Genomic DNA, 21,678 nt, shown 5'->3' with positions numbered 1-21,678 from the left:
GGCTGGCTCACGGCTCACGATCCGGCGTTGAGGTTGGCGAGGACGGCGGTGGCGATCGCCAGGACCACGGCGCCGGCGAACAGGGCGCTCAGGTAGCTCTGCACGTTGCCGGTCTGGGCGCGGCGGACGAGGTTGCCGAGCAGCCGGGTTCCGGCGCCGGCCCCGCCGACGTACGTGTCGACGACCTCGCGGTCCAGGAAGCGGACGAGGCCGGCGGCGGCGCGGACGGGCCGGACGAACAGCCGGTCGTAGACGGCGTCGAGGTGGAAGCCGGCGGCGGCGTGCCGGTAGAGCGGTCCGAGCAGGGCGCGTCCCGGGTCGGGGGCGGGGCCGGCCGGGACGGCGGGGTGGTCGTGGGTGACCTCGGCGACCTCGGGGGCCTCGGCGGCGGATTCGGCGGCGGCGACGGAGGCGGGCACGGGTTCGGCGCTGCGGTAGGAGCCGGCCGCGGCGGCGGCGACGGCGCGCTGCCACAGGCCGTAGGTCAGGAGGGCGCCGACGGCGGCGGCGCCGGTGCCGAGGACGGTGGTGGCCGCGGTCGGGGTGAGCTGTCCGCCGTCGAACCAGTCGGCGAGGGGGACGGCGGCGAGTCCGAAGGCGAGGGAGGGGAGGGCGAGCAGCCACAGGACGCCGGTCATGGCGAGGGGCTGCCTGCCGTGGTCGGGGGCGGCGGCGCCGCGGCCGCGGAAGGCCATGAGCCACAGGCGGGTCGCGTAGGCGGCGGTGAGGAGGGCGGTGAGCACGCCGGAGGCGAGGACGAGCCAGCCGGCGGCGGCGGGGACGGCCTCGGTGTGGCCTGCGGCGGCGTTCTCGGCGGCGACGAGGACGGCTTCCTTGGAGAAGAAGCCGGCGAAGGGCGGGATCGCGGCGAGCGCGAGCAGGCCGATCGTCATGGTCCAGAAGGCGTCGGGGACCCGTCGGGCGAGGCCGTCCATGCGGGCCATGGCGGCGAGGGAGTTGGTGCCGGCGGCGTGGATGATCACGCCGGCGCCGAGGAAGAGGAGGGCCTTGAAGGCGCCGTGGGACAGGAGGTGGAAGACGGCGGCGCCGCGGTCGCCGACGGCGAGCGCGCCGGTCATGTAGCCGAGCTGGCCCACGGTGGAGTAGGCGAGGACCCGCTTGATGTCGTCCTGGGCGAGGGCGGCCAGGGCGGAGCCGGCCATGGTGACGGCGGCCATGGCGGCCATGACGAGGAGCGCGGCCCGCGAGGCCGTGAAGACGGGGAGGAGGCGGGCGATGAAGTAGACGCCGGCGGCGACCATCGTCGCCGCGTGGATCAGCGCGGAGACGGGGGTGGGGCCGGCCATGGCGTCGGGGAGCCAGGTGTGCAGGGGGAACTGCGCGGACTTGCCGGCGACGCCGGCGAGGAGCAGCAGGGCGATCACGGTCGGGTGGTCGAGCCCGCCCGCGGCGACGGAGCCGAGGATGTCGGTGATCTGGAAGGAGCCGGTGTCGGCGGCGAGCGCGAACAGGCCGATCAGGAAGGGGACGTCGCCGAGCTTGGTGACGAGGAAGGCCTTGAGGGAGGCGGAGCGGGCCGCTTCGGTCTCCCAGTAGTGGCCGACGAGGAAGTAGGAGCAGATGCCCATGACCTCCCAGCCGACCAGCAGCACCATCAGGTCGCCGGAGTAGACGACGAGGAGCATGGCGGAGGTGAACAGGGAGACGAGCGCCGCGTACGAGGGGTAGCGGGGGTCCTCGCGCAGGTAGGCCGTCGAGTACAGCTGGACGCAGGTGGAGACGGTGGCGACGAGGACGGCGGTCAGCGCGGCGAAGCCGTCGAGGTGCAGGGACAGCTCGATCGGGACGGAGCCGGTCGGGGTGAGCTCGGTGGCGGCGTCGAGGGCGGGGCCGCCGCCCTGGCGGACGGCGACGAGCACGGCGAGGACGGCTGCGGCCAGGGCGGGGAGGACGGCGAGGGGGCGGACGAAGCCGGGGGCGGTGCGGCCGAGGAGGAGGCCGGCGACGGCGCCGAGGAAGGGGAGGAGCGGGACGAGGACGGCGAGGGTGGTGGTGCTCACGCGGCGACCTCCGGCCGGGCGGTGCCGGTCGTGCCGGTCGTGTCGGGTTCGCGGGATTCGGCGGTGTCGCGCAGCCGGTCGACGTCCGAGGTGCCCCGGTTGCGGTAGACCATCAGCACGATCGCGAGGCCGATGCCGATCTCGGCGGCGGCGATGGCGATGGTGAAGAGGGTGAGGGCCTGGCCGGCGTGGAGGGTGTCGCGCAGCCAGACGTCGAAGGCCACCAGGTTGAGGTTGACGGCGTTGAGCATCAGCTCGACGGACATCAGCACCAGGATGGCGTTGCGGCGGGCCAGGACCCCGTAGAGGCCGGTGCAGAAGAGGAGCGCCGCGAGCACGGCGGGGTAGGCGAGGTGCATCAGCGCTCCCCCTGGTCGGTGGCGTCGGCGGGTGCGGCGGCGGTGTCCGCCGTGTCCTTGCGGGAGAGCACGATGGCGCCGATGAGGGCGGCGAGGAGGAGGACGGACAGGGCCTCGAACGGCAGCACCCAGTGCCGGAAGAGGACTTCGCCGGTGACCTGGGTGGAGCCCTGGACGGGGCCGTCGAGGTCGATCCAGGTGGTGCGGAAGGCGTCCACGACCACCCAGACGAGAGCGGAGGCGGCGACCGCGGCCACGCCGAGGGCGACCCACCGGTTGCCGGAGTCGGCGTCCGGGGAGCGACCGATGGGGGCCTTGGTGAGCATGAGGCCGAAGAGGAGGAGGACGATGACGGAGCCGAGGTAGATGAGGACCTGGACCCAGGCGATGAACTCGGCGGTGAGCAGCAGGTACTCGACGGCGATCCCGCCGAGCGCCACGACCAGCCACAGGGCGGCGTGGACGAGTTGGCGGGTGGTGACGGTGACGACGGCCGCGCCGAGGGTGGCGAGGCCGACGAGGACGAAGGCGATCTCGACGCCGGTCGGGGAGAGGAAGCCGCGCTCGGCGGCGCCCGCCGCCGCGGTGGCGAGGGCCGTGGATGCGGGGGTCACGCGTCCGCCTCCCCGGGGGTGCCGGTGCCGGGGGCGGTGCCGCCGGAGGCGGGACCTCCGGCGGCCTGCTCGGCTGCGGCGGCCGCCGCTGCGGCAGCGGCTTCGGCCTTGTCCGCCGCCTTGCGCGCCGCGGCGAGCTCCTTGGGCTCCTCCGCGGCGGGGTCGAGGGCGGGCGGGGCGGGCACCGTCCACATCCACTGGCGGAGCTTGTCGCGCTCGTGGGTGAGGTCGAGGATGTCCGTCTCCGCGTACTCGAACTCCGGCGACCAGAAGAGGGCGTCGAAGGGGCAGACCTCGATGCAGATGCCGCAGTACATGCAGAGGGAGAAGTCGATGGCGAAGCGGTCGAGGACGTTGCGGCTGCGCTCGCGGCCGCCGGGGGTGGCGGCGGGCACCGTCTCCTTGTGGGAGTCGATGTAGATGCACCAGTCGGGGCACTCGCGCGCGCACAGCATGCAGACCGTGCAGTTCTCCTCGAACAGGCCGATGACCCCGCGGGTGCGGGGCGGGAGCTCGGGCTGCACCTCGGGGTACTGGGCGGTGTGCGAGCGCTTCGTCATCGTGCGCAGGGTGACGGCGAGGCCCTTGGCCAGGCCGGATCCGGGGATGGGCATCAGTTCATCGCCACCTTCACGATGCCGGTGAGCGCGATCTGGGCGAGCGCGAGCGGGATGAGGAGGGTCCAGGCGAGCTTCTGCAGCTGGTCCTCGCGCAGGCGCGGGTAGCTCACGCGGAGCCAGATCACGACGAAGGCGAGGACGGCGGTCTTGAGGAGGGTCCACACCCAGCCGTCGGCGACGGGCCCGTGCCAGCCGCCGAGGAAGAGGACGGTGGTCAGGGCGCAGAGGACGACGATGCCGGCGTACTCGGCGAGGAGGAACAGGGCGAAGCGGAGGCCGGTGTACTCGGTGTACGCGCCGAAGATGATCTCGGAGTCGGCGACGGGCATGTCGAAGGGGGGCCGCTGGAGCTCTGCGAGTCCCGCGGTGAAGAAGACGAGCGCGCCCACGATCTGCCACGGCAGCCACCACCACTCGAAGGCGTCGACGATGCCGGGCAGGGACACGGTCCCGGCGGCCATGGCGACGGAGGCGGCGGTGAGCAGCATGGGCAGCTCGTAGGCGAGGAGCTGGGCGGCGGTGCGCAGGCCGCCGAGGAGGGAGAACTTGTTCGCGGAGGCCCAGCCGGCCATGAGGCTGCCGAGGACGCCGACGCCCATGACGGCGAGGACGAAGAACACGCCGGCGTCGATGACCTGCCCGACGGCGCCCTCGCCGGGGCCGAGGGGGATGGCGATGAGGACGAGGAGGTAGGGGAGCAGGGCGACGGCGGGGGCCAGTTGGAAGATGCGGCGGTCGGCGCCGGCCGGGACCACGTCCTCCTTCTGCGCGAACTTCACGCCGTCGGCGACGAGCTGGGCCCAGCCGTGGAAGCCGCCCGCGTACATGGGGCCGAGGCGGCCCTGCATGTGCGCCATCACCTTGTGCTCGGTCTGCCCGACGATGAGCGGGAGCACGAGGAAGACGGCGAAGACGACCAGCAGCCGCAGGGCGACGTCGAGTGCGTCGTTCACGCGTCGCCTCCGTTGTCGGGTGTCGGGTCGGGGGTGGTGGTGCCGGCGGGGCCCGGGCCGGTGTCGCCGGCGCCGTCGCTGCCGCTCCGGGGGCCGGCGGCCGGGGCGGGGCCGGGTTTGCGTTCCGGGGCGGCCGGGGGCTCGGCTTCGTCGAAGGCGGGCTTGGGGTCGTGCCAGGGGGCGTCCGAGCTGCGCCGGGCGGGGGCCTTGGGGGCGGGCCGCTCCTCCCCTGCGGCTGCCGGAGCCTCACCCTCGCGGGGCGGGGTCGCGCCCGCCGCCTGGCTCGCCGAGCCCTCCGACGCCGACCGGGTACGCCGCGCCGGACGCACCGGAGCCTGCGCACCCTCCGCCGGAGCCGGAGTGGCGGCCGCCTGGCTCGCCGAGCCCTCCGACGCCGACCGCGTACGCCGCGCCGGACGCACCGGAGCCTGCGCACCCTCCGCCGGAGCCGGAGTGGCGGCCGCGGCTGCCTGGCCCGCCGAGCCCTCGGCTGCCGTGCGGGTGCGGCGGACCGGTGCGCCCTCGCGCGGGGTGCGGGCGGGCGCGCCCGCGGCGCGCGCGGTGCGCGCCGGGCGGGCGGGGGCGGGCGGGAGCTGGCCCTTGAGGGGGCCCCAGTCGTTGGGGTCGGGGACGCCCGGCGGCAGCATCTGCCGCCGCTTGGGCCCGTCGGCCTCGGCGCCCTCGCCCGGCTCCTTGGCGCCCGGCCAGGCCTTCGCGACGCGCGCCGCGAGCACGAAGTCCTTGCGCAGCGGGTGGCCCTCGAAGTTCTCCGGCAGGAGCAGCGGCGCCAGGTCGGGGTGGTCGGTGAAGACGACGCCGAACATCTCGTGCGTCTCGCGCTCGTGCCAGCCGGCGCCCGCGTACACGGCGACGGCGGACGGCAGCGAGGCCGCCGCGTGCGGGACGGTGGTGCGCAGCAGCAGGCGGCGTACGCGCCGGTTCTCCAGCGCGACGACGTGCGCGCAGATCCGGAATCCGGTGCCCGGCTCGTCGACGGCGCTCAGCCAGTCGAAGTAGGTGCAGCCCAGCTTGTCGCGGGCGGTCTCCAGCGCGGAGATCCAGCTGCCGGCGGGGACGTCGACGGTGAGGACGCCGTACGAGGTCTCGGCGACGGCTTCGGCGCCGAAGACGGTGGCCGCGGCGTCGGGCAGCGCGTCGTACGGGTTCATGCGCCGCCTCCCGGGGCGGGCGGGGGCGTGACCAGCCCGCTGGTGAGCTGCGGCACCGACGGCGCCTGCGCGTACCGCTCGGCGAGCGACTCGCGGGCGATCTTCTCCTGGAGCTTGAGGATGCCCTGGAGCAGTGCTTCCGGGCGGGGCGGGCAGCCGGGGACGTAGACGTCGACGGGGATGATCTGGTCGACGCCCTTGGTGACGGAGTAGGAGTCCCAGTACGGCCCGCCGCAGTTGGAGCAGGCGCCGAAGGAGATGACGTACTTCGGCTCGGGCATCTGCTCGTAGAGCCGCTTGACGGCGGGGGCCATCTTGTCGGTCACCGTGCCCGAGACGATCATCAGGTCGGCCTGGCGGGGGCCCGGCGCGAAGGGGATGACGCCGAGCCGGATGAAGTCGTGGCGGGCCATCGACGCGGCGATGAACTCGATCGCGCAGCAGGCGAGGCCGAAGTTGAAGACCCACAGGCTGTAGCGGCGGCCCCAGTTCAGGACCACCTTCATGGGCTCGGGGGCCAGCCGGGAGAGGACCCCGAGGCGCCGGGGCTCCGGCAGCATCCGGGGCTCGGGTGTCACGTCCATTCGAGGACGCCCTTCTTGTACGCGTAGAGCAGGCCGACGGCGAGGAAGCCCAGGAAGACGAACATCTCCACGAGCGTCGTGGCGCCGTAGCCGGCGGCGGCGAACACCGTCGCCCACGGGAAGAGGAAGATCGAGTCGACGGCGAAGATGACGTAGAGGAACGCGTAGACGTAGTAGCGGACCTGGGTGTGTGCCCAGCCCTCGCCGACGGGGTCGACGCCGCACTCGTACGTCAGCAGCTTCTCGGGGGTCGGGACGACGGGGCGCAGCAGGCGGCCCGCGCCGAAGGCGACGGCCACGAAGAGCACGCCGAGGACCGCCAGCAGGCCGACGACCGAATAACTCCGGAAGTAGTCCGCGGCGAGCACGGTCACGGTCGACACCGTTGGTTCGGGCACGTCCGTTCCTCGCTCCTTGGCCACTGTCGACGATCTGGTACGGACGGGAGTCTAGGGCCTGCCCCGAGCGGGGTGGGGTTATCCCCCGTTCACCGCGGCCCGGCTCCCCCATGGCACCGGCCGCGGGTGTCTTGGCAGGCTGTGCGGCATGACCGCACTCCTCGCCGCCACCGACGACGACCGACCGCCTGCCGTGCGCCCCGCCCTGGGGGCGGTGGCGTGGAAGGAGATCGCCCATCTGCTGGCCAACCTGCCGGCCTCCCTCTTCGGGTTCGTGTGGACCCTGACGATGGTGGCGACGGCGGGCAGCCTGTCGATGACGGTGGTCGGTGCTCCGCTGCTGGCGGCCGGCCTGGCCGTGTCCCGGGTGGTGGGGCGGATGGAGCGGGCGCGGGCGCGGCTGCTGCTGGGTGTGCGGGTGGAGGAGCCGTCCGCGCTGCCGGGTCCGCGGCGGGCGGGCGGGTTCCTGGCCTGGCTGTGGTCCGCGGTGACGGACCCGGTGGCCTGGCGGGCGGTGCTGTACGAGCTGGTACGGCTCCCCTGGGGGGTGCTCACCTTCACGGTAGCGCTGACCGGCCTGTGCGTGCTGTGGCCGGTGCTGCCGTATGTGGCGCGTGCGCTGACGAACGTGGACCGGGTTCTCGTACGGGTGCTGCTGTCGCCGTCGGACGAGCTCGAGCGGCGGATCGCCGAGCTGGAGTCGGACCGCGGGGTGGTCGTGGACACGGCGGCCGCGGACCTGCGGCGCATCGAGCGGGACCTGCACGACGGGGCGCAGGCCCGGCTGGTGGCGCTGGCGATGGGCCTGGGCCTGGCGAAGGAGAAGCTGGAGGAGGACCCGCGGGCGGCGGCGGCCATGGTGGACGAGGCGCACGGCGAGGTGAAGCTCGCGCTGAAGGAGCTGCGGGACCTGGCGCGCGGCATCCACCCGGCGGTGCTGACGGACCGCGGCCTGGACGCCGCCCTGTCCTCGGTGGCCTCGCGCTGCACGGTGCCCGTCGCCGTCGCCGTCGACCTGCCGGAGCGGCCCGCCCCCGCCGTCGAGGGCATCGCCTACTTCACCGTCTCGGAGCTCCTTCAGAACGTCAGCAAGCACGCGCAGGCCTCCTCGGCCCGCGTCGAGGTGTGGAAGTCGGGGCCGCGGCTGCTGATACGCGTCGCCGACGACGGGCGCGGCGGGGCGTCGCCCTCCGGGGGCACCGGCATGGCGGGGCTCGCGGAGCGGCTGGAGGCGGTCGACGGGGTGTTCGCCGTGGACTCCCCGCCGGGCCGGGGGACGGTCGTGACGGCCGAGCTGCCGTGGCGGGCGCGCGGCTGACCCCGCGGGGTGGGGTTAACCCCCGGCCGGGGAGGCCGACGCACCTCATGGCCCGGCCGAGGCCCCGGCGGGCAGGGTGAAGGGGCGGATGAAGCGGACTCGACGGGAAGGCGGACGGGACATGGACGGCGGCGGCGCGGTGGCCGGCAGGGCAGGCGGGGCGGGCTGGACGGGCAGGCCCGAGGGGGCCGGACGGGAAGGCGGGACCGGCCGGGCCGGCCGGGGGTTCGGCGGTGTGCTGCTGGCCCCGGTGTCGGCGCGGGCGTGGCGGGAGTTCGCGTACGTGCTGCTGTCGCTGCCGCTGGCCGTCGCCTACTTCTCCGCCGCGATCACGGGGCTGAGCCTGGCCGCCGGGCTGCTGGTGACGTTCGTGGGGATCCCGGTGCTGGCCGGGGTGCTGCTGATGTGCCGCGGGTTCGGGTGGCTGGAGCGGGCCCGGGCGCGCGTCATGCTGGGGGCCGAGGTCGCCGACCCGGAGCCCCTGCTGACGGGCCGGCCCGGCGCGGGAGCCGGCGGCCGGCGCGGCGTGCTCGGCGCGGTGGCCGCGCTGCTGAAGAGCGGGAGCGCCTGGCGGCACGCCGTGTACGCGGTGGTGTGGTTCCCCTGGGCCGTGTTCGCGTTCTGCACCGCCCTGACGCTGTGGACGACCGCGTGGTCGCTGCTGCTGTACCCGCTGTGGTTCTGGGTGTTCCCGGTGTTCACGGACCAGCCCGGCCTCCAGCTGTTCCAGGACGGCGACCGCACCCTCCACCTGGACTCGCCGGCGGAGGTCGCGCTGGCCGGCTTCGCCGGCCTGGTGCTGGTGCTGGCCGCGCCGTGGGTCGTACGGGGCCTGGCCGCGGTGGACCTGCTGCTCGTCCGCGGGCTGCTCGGGCCGTCCCTCCTCGCGCACCGGGTCTGCGAGCTGGAGTCGGACCGGGGCGTGGTCGTGGACACGGCGGCCGCGGACCTGCGGCGCATCGAGCGGGAGCTGCACGACGGGGCGCAGGCCCGGCTCTCGGCGCTGGCGATGGGGCTGGGCCTGGCGAAGGAGAAGGCGGCCGAGGACCCGGAGGCCGCCGCCCGCCTGGTCGGCGAGGCGCACGGCGAGGTGAAGCTCGCCCTCAAGGAGCTGCGGGACCTGGCGCGCGGCATCCACCCGGCGGTCCTCACCGACCGCGGCCTGGACGCCGCCCTCTCCTCGGTGGCCTCGCGCTGCGCCGTGCCCGTCGCCGTCGCCGTCGACCTGCCGGAGCGGCCCGCCCCCGCCATCGAGGGCATCGCCTACTTCACCGTGTGCGAGCTCCTCCGGAACGTCAGCGACCACGCGGGCGCCACCGCCGCCCACGTGGACGTCTGGAAGTCGGGGCCGCGGCTGCTGGTCCGCGTCGCCGACGACGGGCGCGGCGGGGCCCGCCCGGGCTCCGGCGGTACGGGGCTCGCGGGGCTCGCCGAGCGGCTGGGCGCGGTGGACGGCGTGCTCGTCGTGGACTCGCCCGACGGCGGCCCCACCACCGTCACCGCCGAGCTGCCCTGGCGCTCCCGCTGACCGGGCGGCGGCCGCCGTCCGCGGCGGCACCGCCCCGGCACCGCCCGCCCCACCGGAATCCCCGACTCCGCTGACTGCCCCTCCCGAACGCGCCCCCAGTGCGCCCCCGTGCGCGCCCCCGGCCTGGAATGCTTGGCCGCGTCGGCACAACGGACGAGTGGACGCGGGAGCTGCGGAATCGTGGAAGACAGGGTGCGGGTGGTCATCGCCGAGGACTCGGTGCTGCTGAGGGAGGGGCTGACGCGGCTGCTGACCGACCGGGGGCACGACGTCGTCGCGGGCGTCGGGGACGCGGAGGCCCTGCTCAAGACGGTGGACGAGCTGGCGGCCGAGGGCGCGCTGCCCGACGTGGTCGTGGCCGACGTGCGGATGCCCCCGACGCACACCGACGAGGGGGTCCGGGCGGCCGTACGGCTGCGCCGCACCCACCCCGGCGTCGGGGTGCTCGTGCTGTCGCAGTACGTGGAGGAGCAGTACGCCACCGAGCTCCTGGCCGGTTCCAGCACCGGCGTGGGCTACCTCCTCAAGGACCGGGTGGCCGACGTCCGCGAGTTCCTGGACGCGGTGGTCCGCGTCGCCCGCGGCGGCACCGCGCTGGACCCGGAGGTCGTCGCCCAGCTGCTGGGGCGCAGCCGCAAGCAGGACGTGCTGGCGGGGCTGACCCCGCGCGAGCGGGAGGTGCTGGGGCTGATGGCGGAGGGCCGGACGAACTCGGCGGTGGCCAAGCAGCTCGTCGTCAGCGACGGCGCCGTCGAGAAGCACGTCGGCAACATCTTCATGAAGCTGGGCCTGTCCCCCAGCGAGGGCGACCACCGGCGCGTCCTGGCGGTCCTGGCCTACCTGCGCTCCTGACCGCCTCCGGGCCCGGCGCCTCCCCGGGGATTCACACCTTTTCCTGAACGCCGCCGAAAAAATCGGAATGGGTGAATCCCCGGGTTTGCCGCGGAATCTCGCGGAATTCTGACCGGAGGCCGCCTTGTGCGGCGATCCGGAGTATGAACGTCCCCGATATGGGCAGGCCCGGCGTCGTAGGGTGGGCTGTGGAGCGGCAACGCCACGCCTCGAAGGAGGTCCAGTTCAGTGACCAGTCAGGTCAGTAGCCCAGCCGAGCAGGCCGACGGGGCCGGCGGCGCCGAGCCGGCAGTCGTCGGCGAGCAGAGGACGCCCCCGGGCCCGGGCGGCGGCGGCAAGGAGGTGCGCCGCCTCGACCGGGTGATCATCCGCTTCGCGGGTGACTCGGGGGACGGCATGCAGCTCACCGGCGACAGGTTCACCTCGGAGACGGCGGCCTTCGGGAACGACCTCTCCACCCTGCCGAACTTCCCGGCCGAGATCCGGGCCCCCGCCGGCACCCTGCCCGGCGTCTCCTCGTTCCAGTTGCATTTCGCGGACCACGACATCCTCACGCCGGGCGACGCCCCGAACGTGCTGGTGGCGATGAATCCGGCCGCGTTGAAGGCGAACATCGCCGATGTTCCGCGCGGCGCGGAGATCATCATCAATACCGATGAATTCACCAAGCGCCCGATGGCGAAGGTCGGCTACGAGACCTCGCCGCTGGAAGACGGCTCCCTGGGCGCGTACAACATCCACCCGGTGCCGCTGACGACGCTCACGGTCGAGGCGCTGAAGGACTTCGGGCTCTCCCGCAAGGAGGCCGAGCGCAGCAAGAACATGTTCGCGCTGGGCCTGCTGAGCTGGATGTACCACCGGCCGACCGAGGGCACGGAGGACTTCCTGCGCCGGAAGTTCGCCAAGAAGCCGGACATCGCCGAGGCGAACGTCGCGGCGTTCCGCGCGGGCTGGAACTTCGGCGAGACCACCGAGGACTTCGCGGTCTCCTACGAGGTGGCCCCGGCCACCCGCGCGTTCCCGACCGGCACCTACCGCAACATCTCCGGGAACCTCGCCCTGTCGTACGGGCTGATCGCCGCGGGCCGGCAGGCCGGCCTGCCGCTCTACCTCGGCTCGTACCCGATCACCCCGGCCTCGGACATCCTGCACGAGCTGAGCCGGCACAAGAACTTCGGCGTGCGGACCTTCCAGGCCGAGGACGAGATCGCCGGCATCGGTGCGGCGCTCGGCGCGGCTTTCGGCGGTGCGCTCGGCGTCACCACCACGTCGGGTCCGGGCGTGGCGCTGAAGTCGGAGACGATCGGCCTGGCGGTCTCCCTGGAGCTGCCGCTGCTGATCGTGGACATCCAGCGCGGCGGCCCCTCCACGGGCCTGCCGACCAAGACGGAGCAGGCGGACCTGCTGCAGGCCATGTACGGGCGCAACGGCGAGGCACCGGTGCCGATCGTGGCCCCGCGCACCCCGGCGGACTGCTTCGCCGCGGCCCTGGACGCGGCCCGCATCGCGCTCACGTACCGGACGCCGGTGTTCCTGCTGTCCGACGGGTACCTCGCCAACGGCTCCGAGCCGTGGCGGATCCCCGACCAGGAGGAGCTGCCCGACCTGCGGGTCGCCTTCGCCGACGGGCCGAACCACACCCTCGGGGACGGAACCGAGGTCTTCTGGCCCTACAAGCGGGACCCCGGGACGCTGGCCCGCCCGTGGGCCGTCCCGGGCACGCCCGGCCTGGAGCACCGCATCGGCGGCATCGAGAAGCAGGACGGCACGGGGAACATCTCCTACGACCCCGCCAACCACGACCTGATGGTCCGCACCCGCCAGGCCAAGGTCGACGGCATCGAGGTCCCCGACCTGGAGGTCGACGACCCCGACGGCGCGCGGACCCTGGTCATCGGCTGGGGCTCCACGTACGGCCCGATCACGGCCGCCGTCCGCCGGCTGCGCTACTCCGGCCTGCCGGTCGCCCAGGCGCACCTGCGCCACCTCAACCCCTTCCCGGGAAACCTCGGGGAGGTGCTGCGGCGCTACGACACGGTCGTGGTGCCGGAGATGAACCTCGGGCAGCTCGCGACCCTGCTGCGGGCCCGCTACCTGGTCGACGCCCGCTCGTACACGCAGGTCAACGGCATGCCGTTCAAGGCGGAGCAGCTCGCGAAGGTACTGGAGGAGGCCATCAATGACTGAGGCGACCGACACGGCGGGCCTGCTCTCGCTGGTCCCCCGGGCCGAGGCCCGCCAGTCGATGAAGGACTTCAAGTCCGACCAGGAGGTCCGCTGGTGCCCCGGCTGCGGCGACTACGCCGTGCTGGCCGCGGTGCAGGGCTTCATGCCGGAGCTCGGGCTGGCGCGGGAGAACATCGTCTTCGTCTCCGGCATCGGCTGCTCCTCGCGCTTCCCGTACTACATGAACACCTACGGGATGCACTCCATCCACGGCCGCGCCCCCGCCATCGCGACGGGGCTGGCCACCTCCCGGCGCGACCTGTCGGTGTGGGTCGTCACCGGCGACGGCGACGCGCTGTCCATCGGCGGCAACCACCTGATCCACGCGCTGCGGCGGAACGTCAACCTCAAGATCCTGCTGTTCAACAACCGGATCTACGGGCTGACGAAGGGGCAGTACTCCCCCACCTCCGAGCTCGGCAAGATCACCAAGTCGACGCCGATGGGCTCCCTCGACGCGCCCTTCAACCCGGTGTCGCTGGCGCTGGGCGCGGAGGCGTCGTTCGTGGCGCGCACGGTCGACTCCGACCGCAAGCACCTCACCGAGGTGCTGCGGGCGGCCGCGGACCACCCGGGCACGGCGCTGGTGGAGATCTACCAGAACTGCAACATCTTCAACGACGGCGCCTTCGACGCCCTGAAGGACAAGGACCGGGCCGAGGAGGCGGTGATCCGCCTGGAGCACGGGCAGCCGATCCGCTTCGGGGCGGGCGGCCGCAAGGGGGTCGTACGCGATCCGGCGACCGGGGACCTGGAGGTCGTCGAGGTCACCGCGGAGAACGAGGCGCGCGTCCTCGTCCACGACGCCCGGACGGCGAGCCCGACCACCGCGTTCGCCCTGTCCCGGCTGGCCGACCCGGACACGCTGCACCAGACGCCGATCGGCGTCTTCCGCAGCGTGGAGCGGCCCGTGTACGACACGCTCATGGCCGAGCAGCTGGAGACGGCCGCCGCGGCCAAGGGCGAAGGCGACCTCGCCGCGCTGCTCGCGGGCAACGACACCTGGACCGTCGTCGGCTGAACCGTCGGCACGCCGCTCCCCCGGCCCGGGGCTCCCTCCCAGGAGCTCCGGGCTTCGTCGTGGGCGGCGCCCGCCGCGTGCCCGATCGGGCTCACCACGCGTTGCACTTTCAAAAAGTTAGCGCTTTCCGTAAGGTGGTGTGTGAGCCGGGGAGACGCCCCGCGCCCCACTGCAAGGGAGCACCCGCCATGAGCATCGTCGTCACCGGAGCCACCGGAGCCCTCGGCCGCCTCGTCGTCGAGGAGCTGCTGCGCCGGGTCCCCGCGGCCGAGGTGGCCGCCGTCGTCCGGGATGCGGCGAAGGCCGCCGACCTGGCCGGGCGCGGGGTGGAGATCCGCATCGCCGACTACGACTCCCCCGAGAGCCTGGCCGGCGCCTTCCGCCGGGGCGACCGCGTCCTGCTGATCTCCGGCAGCGAGGTGGGCCGCCGCATCCCGCAGCACACCGCCGTCATCGCCGCGGCGAAGGCCGCCGGCGTGTCCCTCCTCGCCTACACCGGCATCCTCGGCGGCCCGGAGGCCGACTTCGAGCTGGCGGCGGAGCACAAGGCCACGGAGCAGGCCATCCTCGACTCGGGCCTGCCCCACACCTTCCTGCGCAACGGCTGGTACCACGAGAACTACACGGGCCACCTGGCCGGGGTCCTGGAGCACGGCGCCGTCGTCGGCAGCGCGGGCGACGGGCGCGTCGCCTCCGCGGCCCGCGCCGACTACGCCGCCGCAGCAGCGGCCGTCCTGACCGGCGACGGCCACGAGAACAAGGTCTACGAGCTCTCGGGCGACACCGCCTGGAGCCTCGCCGAGTACGCGGCCGAGGTCGCCGCCCAGTCCGGCCGCGAGGTCGCGTACGCCGAGCTGCCGGCCGACGCCCACCTTTCGGTCCTGACCGGCGCAGGCGTACCCGAGGGCTTCGCGGCGCTCCTCGTCGACGTGGACGCGGCGATCTCCCGCGGCCGCCTCGCCCACACCGGCGGCGACCTGTCCCGGCTGATCGGCCGGCCCACCACGCCGATCTCCGCCGCGATCTCCGCCGCCCTGGCGGGCTGACCCGCCGCGCGCACCGCGCAGGCCGGCCTCCGCCGGGCGGAATTCGTGAGTCCGCCCGGCGCCGGCCGCACAAGGCCCCGGATCTGTCATGAGTATCTCGCCCTTACGGGCATGACATCCGGGCTCCGCGGCGTTAAGTTCGTCGTGAGGTTGGCCGGAATGCGACGGGAGGCCTTCGTGAAGGCGGAAAGCGAGCAGCGCACGGGTCTGCTCTACGGATTCGGCGCGTACGGACTATGGGGCCTGGTGCCCCTCTTCTGGCCGCTCCTCAAGCCCGCCGGGGCGGTCGAGATCCTGGCCCACCGCATGGTGTGGTCACTGGCCGTGGTCGGCGTACTGCTGCTGGCCCTGCGCCGCTGGGGGTGGATACGCGACCTCGCGCGGCAGCCCCGCAAGCTCGGCCTGACCGCGCTCGCCGCCTCGGTGATCTCCGTGAACTGGGGCCTGTACATCTGGGCGGTCAACAACGGCGCGGTCGTCGAGTCCAGCCTCGGCTACTTCATCAACCCGCTCGTCACCATCGCCATCGGCGTCATCCTCCTCGGCGAGCGGCTGCGCCGCGCCCAGTGGGCAGCGGTCGGGATCGGCTTCGCCGCCGTGGTGGTGCTCGCGGTCGGATACGGGCGCCCGCCGTGGATCTCCCTGGTCCTCGCCTTCTCCTTCGCCGCGTACGGTCTGATCAAGAAGAAGCTCAACATGGGCGGCGTCGAATCGCTGGCCGCCGAGACCGCCCTGCTCTTCCCGCCCGCCCTCGCCTACCTGGTCTGGCTCGGCCTGCAGGGGCAGGCCGCCTTCGGCTCCGAGGGCTTCGCGCACTCGGCGCTCCTGGCCTCGACGGGGCTCGTGACCGCTGTGCCGCTGGTGTTCTTCGGGGCGGCCGCGATCCGCGTCCCGCTGTCCACGCTCGGCCTGCTCCAATACCTCGCACCCGTCTTCCAGTTCGCCCTCGGCGTCCTCTACTTCCACGAGGCCATGCCGACGGAGCGCTGGATCGGCTTCTCCCTCGTCTGGGCCGCGCTCGCCGTGCTGACCTGGGACGCCCTGCGCACGGCCCGCGCCTCGCGAGCCCGCCTGATGGCCGCCGGGGCGGCGGCCGCCGATTCCGCGCCCCTGCCGGCCCCCGCGCCCGCGCCTTCCGCTTCCGCGGCCGCGGCGGCGCCGGCCGCCCCGGCACCCGAGCGCGCGTAGGACCGCGCCCCCCGCGCCCCACGGCTCCCGCGATCCCCGTCACGCCACCCGCGTGACGGGGATCGTCCGTTTTCCGAACGACCCTGACCGGATCGCGGTCTTGACGGATGGTCATACCCTCACTCAACATCGGGCTCGCACTGACGCACGACTGCTCACTCGCGCCATCCCCGCACGTTCCGTTCAATCCCCAACGGAATTCCCGGAGCCCCCACATGAGCCTGTCCGTCTCCAGGCGTCTTGCCGCCGCGACCGCGCTCGCGCTCGCCGGCCTGTTCGCCGCCACCGCGCCGGCCGCACAAGCCGTCCCGACCGCGGCGGCCGCGGCCCCCACGCCGCCCGACATCCCGCTGGCCAACGTCAAGGCCCACCTGTCGCAGTTCCAGACGATCGCCACCAACAACGGCGGCAACCGCGCCCACGGCAGGGCCGGCTACAAGGCCTCGATCGACTACGTGAAGGGCAAGCTGGACGCTGCCGGCTTCACCACGACGGTGCAGACCTTCACGTACAACGGCACCACCGGCTACAACCTCATCGCCGACTGGCCGGGCGGCGACCCGGAGTCGGTGCTGATGGCCGGCGCGCACCTGGACTCGGTCAGCTCGGGCCCCGGCATCAACGACAACGGCTCCGGTTCCGCGGCCGTCCTGGAGGCCGCCCTGGCCGTCTCGCGCGCCCAGCTGCAGCCCACCAAGCACCTGCGGTTCGGCTGGTGGGGTGCGGAGGAGCTCGGCCTCGTCGGGTCGAAGCACTACGTCAACAACCTGCCCTCCGCCGAGCGCGCGAAGTTCTCCGGCTACCTGAACTTCGACATGATCGGCTCCTCGAACGCGGGCTACTTCGTCTACGACGACGACCCGGCGATCGAGCAGACCTTCAAGAACTACTTCTCCGGCATCGGCATCCCCACGGAGATCGAGACCGAGGGCGACGGGCGCTCCGACCACGCCTCCTTCAAGAACGTCGGCATCCCGGTCGGCGGCCTGTTCACCGGCGCCAGCCGCACCAAGACGTCGGCGCAGGCGCAGAAGTGGGGCGGCACGGCCGGCCAGGCCTTCGACCGCTGCTACCACTCCTCCTGCGACACCACCTCGGCCATCAACGACACCGCCCTGGACCGCAACAGCGACGCCATCGCCTACGCGATCTGGCACCTGGGCGCCTCCACCCCGGTCCCGCCGGGCCCGTCGTTCGAGAACACCGCCGACGTGAACATCCCGGACTACCCGGGCTCCGCGGCGAACTCGCCGATCACCGTGTCGGGGGTCACGGGCAACGCGCCGGCCACCACGAAGGTGGACGTCAACATCGTCCACACCTACCGCGGCGACCTCGTCGTCGACCTGGTCGCCCCGGACGGCAGCGTCTACAACCTGCACAACCGCAGCGGCGGCGGCACCGACAACATCGTCGGCTCCTACACGGTCAACGCCTCCTCCGAGACGGCCAACGGCGTGTGGAACCTCCGGGTCAGGGACGCCGCCGCGCAGGACGTCGGCTACATCAACAGCTGGAAGATCACCTTCTGACGGCGCCCCCTCGCTCTACGCCTCCCCGCCGCGCGGTCCCGGGGAGGCGTCGAGCGGCTCCCGGATGAGGGCGCGCAGCTCCTCGGCCACGGCCGCGACGTCGGCCCGGCCGAGCTTCGCCGCCTCCACGAGGTCGCCGAGCTCCTCGGGCGAGGGCAGCTGCTTCGCCCCGGCGACGCGCAGGTAGGAGCGGGTGGCGGCGGCCGCGTAGAACTCGTTCATCGGTGATTCGAGCGCCGGGCACACCGCGAGGGTGTGCAGGAACGCAGCGGCCCGCCACGCGGTGTCCGGGGCGGGCTGTTCGGGCACCAGGACGAGGTCGTTCTGGTGGCGGGCGACGGCGGCGGCCACCCCTGAGGGATCCCACACGGCGGGATCCGACGGCAGATGGTGGGCCAGAGCGGTCCAGGCCCACTCCATGGTGATCTTCAATTGCCGAACCGCTCCTGGAAGTAGCCCCAGTGGACGGCGAACTCCTCTATCCCGGAGAGGAAGTTGCTCCGGTCCTCGTCGAGCTCCCGCTCCGTGACCTCGGTGATCAGGGCGGTGACCGTCGTCCCCATGGCCGCCGCTCGCGCCTTCAGGCGGTCGTGGAACTCCTCGTCCAGGCGGATGGTGACGTGTCTCGACATGCCTGACACGGTACAGCGGCCCCGCTGTACGCGGGGCCGGAACGGGCCAGGGGTGGGCGGGGACACAAGCCCCCGCCCACCCCTGGTGTGCGCCCCGCGGCCCGTACGGCTGCCGCTTCCGGTTACTTATCGGCGTTCGCGGCCTTCAGCAGCGCGTCCTTGGTGACGGCGCCCGCGTAGACGCGGCCGTCGTCGGTGATCAGGGCGTTGACCACGCGGGTCTTGAAGATGCGGCCCTCACCGAAGGAGCCCTTCACCTTGTCGCCCAGGGAGTCCAGGAACTGCTTGGCCTCCTTCGGCGCGTTCTTGTCGTTCTCGATGTCCTTCAGGCCCTTGCCCGCGCCGGTGTCGATCCGGGCGATCGCCGACCAGCCCTCGCCTATCACCTTCGAGGGGCCGGCGGCGCCGGCGCCGCCGGTGACGGCCTCCAGGCCGGGGAAGGACTCCAGGCCCTTGAACTCCTTCTCGTGGCCCGGTCCGCGGCCGCCGGGCGCGCCCTCGGTGACCTTGGCGCCCTTGGGCGCGGTGAAGGCGAAGGTGTCCGCGGCGGGCTTGGCGAAGTCGACCTTCGTGAAGCCGGCGTCCAGGATCGGCTTGCCGCCCTCGACCGAGAGCACCTGGACGCGCAGCGGCACGCCGTTCTGCGCGTCGACCGCGATCTTGGCGGAGGAGAGGGTCGAGCCGCCGTGCTTGGGCTTGAGAACCAGCTGGTAGGCGTCGCGGCCGGCGACCTGGGCGCTCTCGCCGACGCTGACCTCGGTGGTCGGGCCGGCGGCCTCCAGCACCTCCTTGGCCACCTGCTGCGGAGAGGCGCCGGCCCGGTCGGCCGTCTTGCGGTGGTCCCGGCCGGACGCCCCGCCCGCCCCGGCGTCCTTCTCGTGCCAGACCTCGTTGGCCTTGCTGTCGTAGGCCCAGACCTCGGCGCCGTTGTGGATCAGGCTGTACTCGTCCTTGCCGTCGACGAACGTCAGCTTCTGGCGGTCGGGGCCGTCGGCCGCGACGCGCAGCGTGTGCGTGCCGTTCGCCAGCTGCGCGAGCTTCTCCTGCGGGTCGGCCGAGCCGCCCGCGACGCCACCGCCGCCGCCGAGCAGGCCGCTCGCGAAGGACGGCAGCCCCAGGTCCGTGGTGATCTTCGCGCTGCCGGAGAACTGCTGCACGTCGGACGCGGCGATCTTCTCGATCAGCTGCTGGGCCGTCACCTGCGGCAGCTCGGGGCTGCCGGCGTTCGCGAAGGCCGGGACCATCGCCACGGTCGCGGCGGCCACACCCGCCACCGCGACCGGTACGGCGTACCGGGCGGCCTTGCGGGTCTTGTCGTTCGTTGCCATGTCTGCCCTGCCTCTTCGTCTACGGGGGCTCTTCGTCGCTGCCGGTGGGGTGTCTCCATATGACCAAACGGGCGGGGTCCGGGGCGTCACCCCTCGGACTCAACTGCGCGTACGCCCAGGGGATGACACGGCGCGGGCTCCCCCTCCCCCACCCGTAGGGGACGGGGGCCGCGGTACTCCACGTGGGTGCTGATGATCCGTTTATGTGTCATATGCCTTCTTCACGGCTTATGGCGTGAGTAAATCTCCACCGGCCCCCGGCGGACGGCGGGTCCGGCGCGACGCCGACGCGGCGCCGCAGTGAGATGTGGAGGACTGATGACCCTGCTCCCACGAGGTGCCTCGCGGCACCGGCTGACGGCTGCGGCCGTCGCCCTGGTCCTGGGGATGACGGGCACCGGAGTGCTGCTGGGCTCTCAGGCCGCCGCCCGGCCGGCCCCGGCGCGGCATGCGGTGGCGGGCACCCCGGCCGACGGCGCCCGGGCGGCGCTGGCGGACTGTCCGCCCAGCCCGCTGTGGGCGAACACCGGCGGCGCCGCCCGCCGGCTCATCCAGTACGACACGGAGGGCAACGTCCTCTCCTCCACCGCGGCGGTCCGCGACTACGGCGACATCGCCTTCAGCGCGGACGGCACCAGGCTGTACGGGGTCGACTTCCCCGGAGCCGGCTCGACCACGCTCCACACCCTCGACCCGGTGACCGGGGCGGAGACCGCGAGCGTCCCGGTCACCGGCCCGATCGCGGACCTGAGCGCGCAGGGCTCGTCCGCGGTCAACGGGCTCACCGCGCGGGCGGACGGCCTGCTGATCGCCGGCTCCTTCGGGACCAGCCGGATCTTCCTCATCGATCCGGCCACCGGCGCGAGCAGCGCGGCGCCGTACGCGTTCCCCGCCGGATTCGTCTCCGCGGGCGACTTCCTGACGCTGGAGGACGGCGACGTCCTGGCCTTCGCCTCGCCCGCGGGCCGCCCGAGCGCGCCGTCCGCGGTGTTCCGCATCCACCCCGACAACACCGTGACCCAGATCGGGACGATCCCCCAGATGTTCGGGGGCGCACTGTCCGGCGGCAGCGTGTACGCGTTCGGCTCGGCCGGGGACGTCTACCGGCTCACCGGCCTGCCGACGGCGGAGTCGGCGGAGCCGCTGCCGGTCACCGTCGTCGAGGCCACCGGCAACCCCTTCTACGGGGCCACCGCGTTCCAGGACGCCGGGCAGTGCCCCGAGCCCGCGTACACGGTGGAGAAGGCCGCGTCGACCGCCGGGCCCGTGGACCCCGGCGACACCGTCGCCTACACCGTCACGGTGACCAACACCGGCGGTGTCCTGGCCAACGCCGCCTTCGGCGACGACCTGTCCGGAATCCTCGACGACGGCGCCGTCGTCCCGGGTTCGGTGACCGCGTCGACGGGGACGGCCGCGCTGAACGGCCAGGCGCTGACCTGGAGCGGGCTGCTGGCCCCGCAGGCCACGGCCACGGTGACCTACCAGGTCCGGGTCGACTCGCCGACCGCCGGCGACCACGGCCTCCGCAACACCGTCACCCCCACCGCCCAGGGCGGCACCTGCACCGCGGCGGGCAGGTGCACGGTCACCGTGCCCGTCACGTCCGCCGAGCCGAGGCTGCGGATCCGCAAGGACGTCGAGGAGACCGCCTTCACGAAGGCCGGCGAGGTCCTGCACTACACCTTCGAGGTGACGAACACGGGCACCGTGCCGGTCGGCGACATCCACCTCACCGACGACGGCCCCGGCACCCCGCCGGTCACCTGCCCCGCCACCACCCTGGCCCCGGGGGCGTCGATGACCTGCACCGCCACCTACACGACGACCGGGGCCGACGTGAAGGCCGGCCGCATCAGGAACACGGCGACCGCCACCGGCCGGGGCCCCGACGGCACGACGGTGACCGCGACGAGCAACCGGGTCACCCTGGTGGCCTGCCCCTGCAAGGACGACTGCTCGCACGTCGAACGCCACAAGGTGAAGATCGCGTCCAAGAAGCCGGTGCAGATCCACAGCGGCCCGGGCACCGACCAGGAGCCCACCGGCACGCTCAAGGCGCACGCCCACACGTCGGTGGTCTGCCGGACGGAAGGCGAGGACGTCGAGGGCGACCCGGTCTGGTACCGCCTCGCCGACGGCCGCGGCTGGATCCCCGCCCGCCACGCCCAGGCCGACTCCGCGATCCCGCCCTGCAGCTGACACCCCGCCGAGCCCCCCCGGACCGCCCCCGGCGGCCCGGGGGGCCGTCCCTGTCAGGACGTCAGATTCAGCACCCGAACCGCCTCA

The 21,678-nt window shown here is 73.5% G+C and carries 20 protein-coding genes; 9 read left to right on the top strand and 11 right to left on the bottom strand.

Going from position 1 to position 21,678, the window contains the following annotated elements; translation table 11 throughout:
- Positions 1-14: 14 nt before the first annotated feature.
- The 8 genes from IE170_RS04295 to IE170_RS04260 are packed head-to-tail and all read right to left on the bottom strand — an operon-like array spanning position 15 to position 6,718.
- Positions 15-2,021: an NADH-quinone oxidoreductase subunit 5 family protein gene (locus IE170_RS04295; protein ID WP_189807971.1), complete on the bottom strand. Its 2,007-nt coding sequence runs from the start codon at positions 2,019-2,021 to the stop codon at positions 15-17.
- Positions 2,018-2,380: an NADH-quinone oxidoreductase subunit NuoK gene (gene nuoK / locus IE170_RS04290; RefSeq protein ID WP_189807970.1), complete on the bottom strand. Its 363-nt coding sequence runs from the start codon at positions 2,378-2,380 to the stop codon at positions 2,018-2,020. Before nuoK ends, IE170_RS04295 begins: the two co-directional genes overlap by 4 nt.
- A complete protein-coding gene (locus IE170_RS04285; protein WP_189807969.1) occupies positions 2,380-2,994 on the bottom strand; it encodes an NADH-quinone oxidoreductase subunit J family protein in 615 nt (204 codons plus the stop codon). The genes nuoK and IE170_RS04285 overlap by 1 nt, the downstream gene beginning before the upstream one ends.
- Complete coding sequence (locus IE170_RS04280; RefSeq protein WP_223856165.1) at positions 2,991-3,608, bottom strand: NuoI/complex I 23 kDa subunit family protein; 618 nt, start codon at positions 3,606-3,608, stop codon at positions 2,991-2,993. Before IE170_RS04280 ends, IE170_RS04285 begins: the two co-directional genes overlap by 4 nt.
- Positions 3,608-4,567: a complex I subunit 1/NuoH family protein gene (locus IE170_RS04275; protein ID WP_189807968.1), complete on the bottom strand. Its 960-nt coding sequence runs from the start codon at positions 4,565-4,567 to the stop codon at positions 3,608-3,610. Before IE170_RS04275 ends, IE170_RS04280 begins: the two co-directional genes overlap by 1 nt.
- Positions 4,564-5,736, bottom strand: coding sequence for an NADH-quinone oxidoreductase subunit C (locus IE170_RS04270; RefSeq protein WP_189807967.1), 1,173 nt, complete (start codon positions 5,734-5,736; stop codon positions 4,564-4,566). Before IE170_RS04270 ends, IE170_RS04275 begins: the two co-directional genes overlap by 4 nt.
- Positions 5,733-6,320, bottom strand: coding sequence for an NADH-quinone oxidoreductase subunit B (locus IE170_RS04265; RefSeq protein ID WP_189807966.1), 588 nt, complete (start codon positions 6,318-6,320; stop codon positions 5,733-5,735). The genes IE170_RS04270 and IE170_RS04265 overlap by 4 nt, the downstream gene beginning before the upstream one ends.
- Positions 6,311-6,718 (bottom strand): NADH-quinone oxidoreductase subunit A, encoded by a 408-nt coding sequence (locus tag IE170_RS04260; RefSeq protein WP_189807965.1) that lies wholly within the window; start codon positions 6,716-6,718, stop codon positions 6,311-6,313. Before IE170_RS04260 ends, IE170_RS04265 begins: the two co-directional genes overlap by 10 nt.
- A gap of 148 nt (positions 6,719-6,866) precedes the next feature.
- On the opposite strand from IE170_RS04260, the gene IE170_RS04255 reads away from it, so the two are divergent.
- The 8 genes from IE170_RS04255 to IE170_RS04220 all read left to right on the top strand — a co-directional run bounded on the left by IE170_RS04255 (position 6,867) and on the right by IE170_RS04220 (position 17,429).
- Entirely contained in the window at positions 6,867-8,036 is a 1,170-nt protein-coding gene (locus IE170_RS04255) for a sensor histidine kinase (RefSeq protein WP_189807964.1), read from the top strand.
- Between the two features lie 121 nt (positions 8,037-8,157).
- The gene (locus IE170_RS04250; RefSeq protein ID WP_189808207.1) at positions 8,158-9,564 is read left to right on the top strand and encodes a sensor histidine kinase; all 1,407 of its coding nucleotides are present in this window, start codon (positions 8,158-8,160) and stop codon (positions 9,562-9,564) included.
- 192 nt (positions 9,565-9,756) lie between these two features.
- Positions 9,757-10,416, top strand: a complete 660-nt coding sequence (locus tag IE170_RS04245) for a response regulator transcription factor (protein WP_308428366.1) — start codon at positions 9,757-9,759, stop codon at positions 10,414-10,416.
- Between the two features lie 228 nt (positions 10,417-10,644).
- Complete coding sequence (locus tag IE170_RS04240) at positions 10,645-12,603, top strand: 2-oxoacid:acceptor oxidoreductase subunit alpha (protein WP_189807963.1); 1,959 nt, start codon at positions 10,645-10,647, stop codon at positions 12,601-12,603.
- Positions 12,596-13,663, top strand: coding sequence for a 2-oxoacid:ferredoxin oxidoreductase subunit beta (locus tag IE170_RS04235; protein WP_189807962.1), 1,068 nt, complete (start codon positions 12,596-12,598; stop codon positions 13,661-13,663). The genes IE170_RS04240 and IE170_RS04235 overlap by 8 nt, the downstream gene beginning before the upstream one ends.
- Positions 13,664-13,851: 188 nt before the next feature.
- Positions 13,852-14,709 (top strand): NAD(P)H-binding protein, encoded by an 858-nt coding sequence (locus tag IE170_RS04230; RefSeq protein ID WP_189807961.1) that lies wholly within the window; start codon positions 13,852-13,854, stop codon positions 14,707-14,709.
- Between the two features lie 177 nt (positions 14,710-14,886).
- Positions 14,887-15,897 carry an EamA family transporter RarD gene (rarD, locus tag IE170_RS04225; RefSeq protein WP_189807960.1) on the top strand — a complete coding sequence of 337 codons (1,011 nt, stop codon included), beginning with the start codon at positions 14,887-14,889 and terminating at the stop codon, positions 15,895-15,897.
- Positions 15,898-16,112: 215 nt separating this feature from the next.
- On the top strand, positions 16,113-17,429 hold the full coding sequence (locus IE170_RS04220) for a M28 family metallopeptidase (RefSeq protein WP_189807959.1): 1,317 nt from the start codon (positions 16,113-16,115) through the stop codon (positions 17,427-17,429).
- Between the two features lie 15 nt (positions 17,430-17,444).
- Here the strand turns inward: IE170_RS04220 and IE170_RS04215 are convergent, their stop codons facing one another.
- The 3 genes from IE170_RS04215 to IE170_RS04205 all read right to left on the bottom strand — a co-directional run bounded on the left by IE170_RS04215 (position 17,445) and on the right by IE170_RS04205 (position 19,389).
- Positions 17,445-17,861 (bottom strand): hypothetical protein, encoded by a 417-nt coding sequence (locus IE170_RS04215; protein ID WP_223856169.1) that lies wholly within the window; start codon positions 17,859-17,861, stop codon positions 17,445-17,447.
- Positions 17,858-18,061 carry a plasmid partition protein ParG gene (locus IE170_RS04210; protein WP_114053686.1) on the bottom strand — a complete coding sequence of 68 codons (204 nt, stop codon included), beginning with the start codon at positions 18,059-18,061 and terminating at the stop codon, positions 17,858-17,860. Before IE170_RS04210 ends, IE170_RS04215 begins: the two co-directional genes overlap by 4 nt.
- A gap of 122 nt (positions 18,062-18,183) precedes the next feature.
- A complete protein-coding gene (locus tag IE170_RS04205; protein WP_189807958.1) occupies positions 18,184-19,389 on the bottom strand; it encodes a LolA family protein in 1,206 nt (401 codons plus the stop codon).
- Between the two features lie 318 nt (positions 19,390-19,707).
- On the opposite strand from IE170_RS04205, the gene IE170_RS04200 reads away from it, so the two are divergent.
- Positions 19,708-21,591 carry a CLIPPER-2 domain-containing protein gene (locus IE170_RS04200; protein WP_189807957.1) on the top strand — a complete coding sequence of 628 codons (1,884 nt, stop codon included), beginning with the start codon at positions 19,708-19,710 and terminating at the stop codon, positions 21,589-21,591.
- Positions 21,592-21,678: the final 87 nt, after the last annotated feature.

The organism is Streptomyces toxytricini (genome assembly GCF_014649915.1).
In the GTDB taxonomy this organism is placed as follows: domain Bacteria; phylum Actinomycetota; class Actinomycetes; order Streptomycetales; family Streptomycetaceae; genus Streptomyces; species Streptomyces toxytricini.
This window is presented reverse-complemented; position numbering and strand designations above follow the sequence as displayed.

What these genes read in the sequence shown, in the direction of transcription:
- IE170_RS04205 (WP_189807958.1), bottom strand. Translation starts at nt 19,389, where the DNA reads ATGGCAACGAACGACAAGACCCGCAAGGCCGCCCGGTACGCCGTACCG.
- IE170_RS04270 (WP_189807967.1), bottom strand. Translation starts at nt 5,736, where the DNA reads ATGAACCCGTACGACGCGCTGCCCGACGCCGCGGCCACCGTCTTCGGC.
- IE170_RS04265 (WP_189807966.1), bottom strand. Translation starts at nt 6,320, where the DNA reads ATGGACGTGACACCCGAGCCCCGGATGCTGCCGGAGCCCCGGCGCCTC.
- IE170_RS04235 (WP_189807962.1), top strand. Translation starts at nt 12,596, where the DNA reads ATGACTGAGGCGACCGACACGGCGGGCCTGCTCTCGCTGGTCCCCCGG.
- IE170_RS04230 (WP_189807961.1), top strand. Translation starts at nt 13,852, where the DNA reads ATGAGCATCGTCGTCACCGGAGCCACCGGAGCCCTCGGCCGCCTCGTC.
- IE170_RS04280 (WP_223856165.1), bottom strand. Translation starts at nt 3,608, where the DNA reads ATGCCCATCCCCGGATCCGGCCTGGCCAAGGGCCTCGCCGTCACCCTG.
- IE170_RS04200 (WP_189807957.1), top strand. Translation starts at nt 19,708, where the DNA reads ATGACCCTGCTCCCACGAGGTGCCTCGCGGCACCGGCTGACGGCTGCG.
- IE170_RS04220 (WP_189807959.1), top strand. Translation starts at nt 16,113, where the DNA reads ATGAGCCTGTCCGTCTCCAGGCGTCTTGCCGCCGCGACCGCGCTCGCG.
- nuoK (WP_189807970.1), bottom strand. Translation starts at nt 2,380, where the DNA reads ATGCACCTCGCCTACCCCGCCGTGCTCGCGGCGCTCCTCTTCTGCACC.
- IE170_RS04210 (WP_114053686.1), bottom strand. Translation starts at nt 18,061, where the DNA reads ATGTCGAGACACGTCACCATCCGCCTGGACGAGGAGTTCCACGACCGC.
- IE170_RS04255 (WP_189807964.1), top strand. Translation starts at nt 6,867, where the DNA reads ATGACCGCACTCCTCGCCGCCACCGACGACGACCGACCGCCTGCCGTG.
- IE170_RS04250 (WP_189808207.1), top strand. Translation starts at nt 8,158, where the DNA reads ATGGACGGCGGCGGCGCGGTGGCCGGCAGGGCAGGCGGGGCGGGCTGG.